Raw genomic sequence first — 5,766 nt, forward strand, 5'->3', positions numbered from 1 at the left:
AGGGGAGGCAGGGGAGGCAGGGGGGGATGAATTTTCATCCCCAACAGGCTCTGCTTTTGTCTGTTCGTAGCCGCCGGCTAACAAAGCGCGATATAAGGGGAGTTCAAACAGTTTCCGCATGACGCTTCTGGAGCGTTGTAAGTCTTCTACTGTCTCAAATAGGGGGACAACTTGAATGGTTCCCACAGCTATCGCGGGGTCAAAAAGTCTGGCTTCTTTGGCTAACAGTAATACTTCTAGCACGTCGCTTACGTCGCGGCACATGCTGATAATGTAAGTTTGGCAGATGTTAAGACCAAATTCTTGTTGCAGCGATCGCACGATGCGAAAGGTTTCAATTACATCGTTGGTTTTTTCAGAAAAGGGCAATTCTGCCGGAATTAACGGCCGACGGGTTTGCAGTTCTCCTGTGAGCCAAGCGACTCTTTGCTCTTCAGATAGTTCGTTGTAAGGTTGAGGTAATATTTGCAGGTATTGTAGTATCTCATCCAGCGCATCGGCATGGCGGGATGATTCTTGACGAATATCTAGCTGTGTCAAGTTAAAGCCAAAAATTTCTACTTGACAGATGAGATTTTCTAATTCTCGACAGCTTAAACCTGTTTCTGTCAAGTTGCGCTGAATCATCCGCAGTTCTGCTAAAAAATCGTCTCCCGAACGATATAGGGGACTATCTTGATTTTTTGGCGTTTCTCGATTGTACAAAGCCAGATTGCGATCGCGGGTATTTTCTAGCCGTTTCAGCACATAAGCCAGTTTCAGCCGATATGGTTCTTGTCGATAACGCAGCGCTAGCGCGTCGTATACCTCACTCAACTGGGACTGATCTAACTCTAGAGATTCCAGCAAATCTGGTAAGACATCACTCCAATGCATCGACACGCTCAACAATTCAATCAGATTTTTCACTGACTGAATATATCTCCCAAGCACCATTTTGCGCTGATAGCAAGCTGTTTGCCAGGTAATTTCTGGTGTGACTGATGGGTTCCCATCTCTATCTGAGCCTACCCAGGAACCGAAAGAGCAAAAGTTTTTACTCGGTGGTTCTAGCCAAGGAAAGGTACTAGATAAGGTGTGTTTGAAACGTTTATAAAGTTGGGGAATGCCATCAAATAAAACTTCTTGGAAGTAGTGCAGGGCATAATCAACTTCATCTAACACCGTGGGTTTAAACTGATGAAGTTCGTCAGTGCGCCACCAGAGGCGAATTTCTTCGAGTAATTGTTCGCGGACATCTGCTGCTTCCCAAGCATATCCGCCAGATGCAGCACCAGAATGGTTTTCCAAAGCATCCAGTTTTTGCAAGAGTTGCACCACCTGTCGCTGTTTATCGCGGATAGTATGACGAACAATTTCCGTCGGGTGCGCTGTGAAAACTAAGCGGACATCTAGATGAGCAATTAGACGTTGAATTTGCTGGGGTGGTACATTCAATTTGAATAAATAGGGAAACAAAGCAGCGAAAGTCCCTTTTGGTTTGACTGGCGCTTTTTCTAGATAATTCTTAGTCAGGAATTCTGCTGCTAGTCCCTTGCTAACAGGCGCGTCATTTTCTCTTTGATTGGACGAATAGTTGACATTAGATGCTCTTTCTGCTTCTGTCGCTTCTGTTTCTGCCTCATAGCGACTCAATTGCTGCCGTTGCTCGTATTCCTGCTCGATGATGTTAATCAACTGAAAATAGAGAGCGAAAGCACGAGCGGCGCGGATAGCTTCGTTGATATTTAGTTGTTCAATTAATTTGACGGCTGAGGATGCTTGGTCATTTGTTGCCTGTCCTTCTGGCGAACACAAATCGCGCAACTGCCGCAACAAATCTACCATATTTTGACCGCATTCTTGCCGGAGAACTGACTCCCACAATTCTTCCACTACCTGGAGACGATGACGCAAAAATAATTCCGACACCGGGTATATATCCGCAGTTTGAGACGAAGAGTATAAAAGGGAACCCATATTCTCTATCTTGTAAAGCTAATTACTGTTTACGCTTCTAGGTTTTCTACTGAATGCTCATCGGGTTATTCCTGAGCAAATAATTTTTTGGTGTATATTTTCTAAGTTTGATTAGTTTCGCGCTCCTCTGGGAAGTCGAGAATGGGTAGGCGATCGCCTCGAAACAATTCTTCACTGGCTTCCCCGATGGTTTCTAGTGCCCTTACGGTGGTTTTTCCGGTAATTAGCAGCAGTAATATAGACGCTGTACCTATTTGTAAAAGGAACGATTTGGGAATGGTAAATAAATCGAGATTGGATGGCGGGTTGGTTGAGGGTTCTTGGTTGGCAGGAGGCATTGCTAATTTTTGGTTATGGGATATGAGTAAAGACGCGATTAATCGGGTCTGTACAGTAGTCAGAAATTAGGAGTTAAGATGACTCCAACGATCGAGGGATGGACTTTAAATGAGATAAACTTGTTGTCTGTTTCGTCCATCAGGTGCAGTAGACGCGAATCCGGTATTAAAGGACAAGTCATCAGTTAGTCATATAGAATTATTCTGACTTCTGACTTCTGAATTGTGACTCCCTATTAGTAAAATAAACGCAAAACTCAATATTAGTCAGACTTGCAACCCGTACAAGACTATCTTGGCCGATTTTGTGAGCTCCGAAGGTAACAAAATTGTTAAAAAAAAACGTCAGAGTGTGATAGACCTATGGTTCTAGTTTACAAGTGCAGGCACTATCCCCCAACAATCGCTGACTGTAAAGTTAACTTCCCATGAAAACAGTATTACCAGATCGCCAGCAATCCTTAGTGCAATGGGTAAGCCAAGCCACAGGGATCAACACTTTTGGGGTGAAAGTCCGGTTACGGGGAAATGACCTTCATATTCTTTGTGAAGGTACAGAATGTCCACAGCGTTGGCGTACTTTGTCTGATTTGCTGCAAGCACTACAGCAAACAAACTTAGATATCCTCACAAACAGCGAACAAACCTCAATATATCAAGTATTTGTCTATGGCCGAAGAAAAGGGGAACAGCGCCCCAAATGGTGCCATCGGGTTTACTTGAATCAAATAGATAAACATCTGGAGCAGGTGGAACAAGCCTTGCTAGCAGATTCAGAAAAATCAAAACAATCGGGTGGGGCGCTAATTGTCTCTAACGAAAGTTTGGCACGTCAAGGGAACCCAGAGGCGATCGCTCGATATCTCAGCGAAACTCTCAGTACGTTAGGTGTGTCAGTACAGGCAAAGATTAAGCCATATAAATCATCAAAGAACTCTCAGCCAGAAGAAAATCGCCTGTGGATATTTTGCCAGTCGAGCTATAGCCCCGATGCATCGTTGCTTGCTGAACCAATAGCACAGAAGTTGCGTTATCTCAAGCTTTCTGGCTACCAAGATGCCGTAATTGTTTCCCAGGTAAGGGGCGAAACTGCCCCGGATTGGCTGCTGCGTGTGGATTTAACGCCGCCAGAGGTAATGCTGAAAGAATGGGCGCGTTGGGGTGATATCCAAGCGATCGCCCGATTATTAACTGAGGTACTATCAGGATTAAAAGTTGCTGTCCAAGCTTCTCTGAAAGAATCAACACTACACATCTTTTGTACGCCAGCTTTTGATCCTTTAGGAACTGCGCCAATTCCAGACAAAGCAGCGTGCTTAAAGGCCATTGTCCCCCAGCTAGAAGCGATCGCCCCTCAAGGCATTCTTGCCGCCACCGTATACGGACAAAAAGCAGGCGACAAGCAACCCACTTGGATTGATTGGCTAGCTTTACCCGCCACAAACCATCCCGCCTTTGCCACATCCCCGCTAGATTTGGCAAATACTGGCGATGAACCAGCCATCATATTTTTACTGGAGCGTTTACTCAATCCTGACCTGGATTGGCGTTTATTGACAGGTGGAATTCGCGTCCTCCTGTTGAAAAAAAATGATTTACTGCATATTTTATGTGATGCGCCTGTTTGTCCAGGTCGTCAACAAGTAGCAAGTAAAATTACGCAGTTTATCCGCCATTTGAAAATTCCCGGTATTATGGGAGTACGTATCTACGGTCGCCGGGCTGGGAATAAGGAACCTTTTTGGCACTATGGTGTCGATCTCCAACATCGCCAACGTCTAGTACCAGAAGCAACCCCAGAATTCGCTGCTACTTCTAAATACGTTAATGATTTAGTACCCTCTGAGACTAGTGAGCCAATTTTGCGCCCCGACTTAACGACAGAAGAAGTTCAAAGTTTTGTAACAGAAGTAGCGCGAGATTGGATAGCAACGGCAAGTGCAACCGCGAAAAAATTCCTGTTAAAAAGCCAGCTATTTACCGAAAGCGACCAGCCAGTAGAACAAAACCCTGACGATCAAGGACTTAAGATTGCTTTAGTTTGGGGAACACTGGGATTATTACTCACCCTGCAAACTGATTGGGTGTTGGGTCGAATTATTGCACAAACTACGCCGAGTTCGCCAAAAGTAGCCAGTGTTGTGCCGTCATCATCTTCTGGGCAAAAGACATCTTTGACATCTGGGAAAACTCAGAGTCAGAAAACGACATTTTTTAGCCACACTTCTAAAATAAAATCTCCTCCAAATCAGAGTTCTGTATTTAATGCTTCGGAATTTACCCAAAGTGATGATACCCCGACAAAGAATTTGGCAGCCGCACCACTGAAAGAAAAAGCAACCGCAACAGCTATTCTTTTAGCAGCGCGATCGCAGATGCCAAGTTTCAATGTTAGACAGTTAGACGAACAACTAGCACTGTACAAACAGCGTTTGGCTAGAACAGGTACTCCGCCAGATGTATTAATTATTGGCTCCTCCCGCGCCCTCAGAGGAGTAGATCCGGCAGCGCTTTCTAAAGCTTTAGCAACTCAGGGCTATCCAAATCTTGACGTGTTTAACTTTGGCATCAACGGTGCTACCGCACAAGTTGTAGACTTTGTAATTCGCCACGTGCTGGAACCATCAGAACTACCCAAAATAATAATCTGGGCAGATGGTGCGCGTGCTTTCAACGGTGGACGCGAGGATATTACCTTTAAATCCCTTGCTGCATCAGCCGGTTATAAACAAGCATTTCAAAAAACACCAACAACTGGAAGTACCAATGATTTGCCAGAGAAAGAGAATACAGTAAATTCAGCAGAACAAAAAACCAACGATGAAAAACAAGAGGTCAGTACATATCAAGCTGTCAACCAGTCGTTAAATCAGGCTCTAGCATCTGTTTCTGCTAGCTATCAAAACCGCGACCAAATAAAAAGTCTACTGCAAAAACAATTGCTTATCCTTGGTCGAAGTCAGACAGTTGCATCAGAAAAACAGCTAACAGATGGGACTTCAGATGAGAGTATTTCTCAGCAGGCAGTTGACTTTGATGGCTTTCTACCTTTGTCTATTCGCTTCAATCCTGCTAGGTACTATCAAAAACATTCTAGAGTTCCTGGAAATTACGACAACGACTATAAATCTTTCCAAGTAGAAGGACAGCAAGATACTGCTTTCCAAGAAGTGCTTCAGTTTACCCAGTCTCAGAAAATTTCCTTAGTGTTTGTTAACATGCCTCTCACGGCAGATTATTTAGATCCAGTGCGTAAACAATATGAGCAACAATTTCAGCAATATATGTTGCGTTTAGCGACTAATCCCAACTTTATTTATCGAGATTTAAGCCAAAAGTGGCCAAAAGCAAATGACTACTTTTCCGATCCCAGCCATCTCAACCGTTTTGGCGCATACGAAGTCTCTAAAAAGCTGGCTAATGACCCGATGATTCCTTGGCCAGTGAAGTAAGCAGTAGGGGATTGGGG

The 5,766-nt window shown here is 44.3% G+C and carries 3 protein-coding genes; 1 reads left to right on the forward strand and 2 read right to left on the reverse strand.

Annotated elements, in window-relative coordinates:
* Positions 1-1,959 (reverse strand): phosphoenolpyruvate carboxylase (locus tag CDG77_RS32960; protein ID WP_190234137.1); only part of this gene is annotated, 1,959 nt, incomplete at its 3' end.
* Positions 1,960-2,060: 101 nt separating this feature from the next.
* Positions 2,061-2,297, reverse strand: a complete 237-nt coding sequence (locus CDG77_RS32965; RefSeq protein ID WP_094333397.1) for a hypothetical protein — start codon at positions 2,295-2,297, stop codon at positions 2,061-2,063.
* 428 nt (positions 2,298-2,725) lie between these two features.
* Here CDG77_RS32965 and CDG77_RS32970 point away from each other — a divergent pair, with 428 nt between their 5' ends.
* Positions 2,726-5,749, forward strand: coding sequence for a DUF1574 family protein (locus CDG77_RS32970; RefSeq protein ID WP_094333398.1), 3,024 nt, complete (start codon positions 2,726-2,728; stop codon positions 5,747-5,749).
* Positions 5,750-5,766: the final 17 nt, after the last annotated feature.

Source organism: Nostoc sp. 'Peltigera membranacea cyanobiont' 213 (assembly GCF_002245975.1).
Lineage (GTDB): Bacteria > Cyanobacteriota > Cyanobacteriia > Cyanobacteriales > Nostocaceae > Nostoc.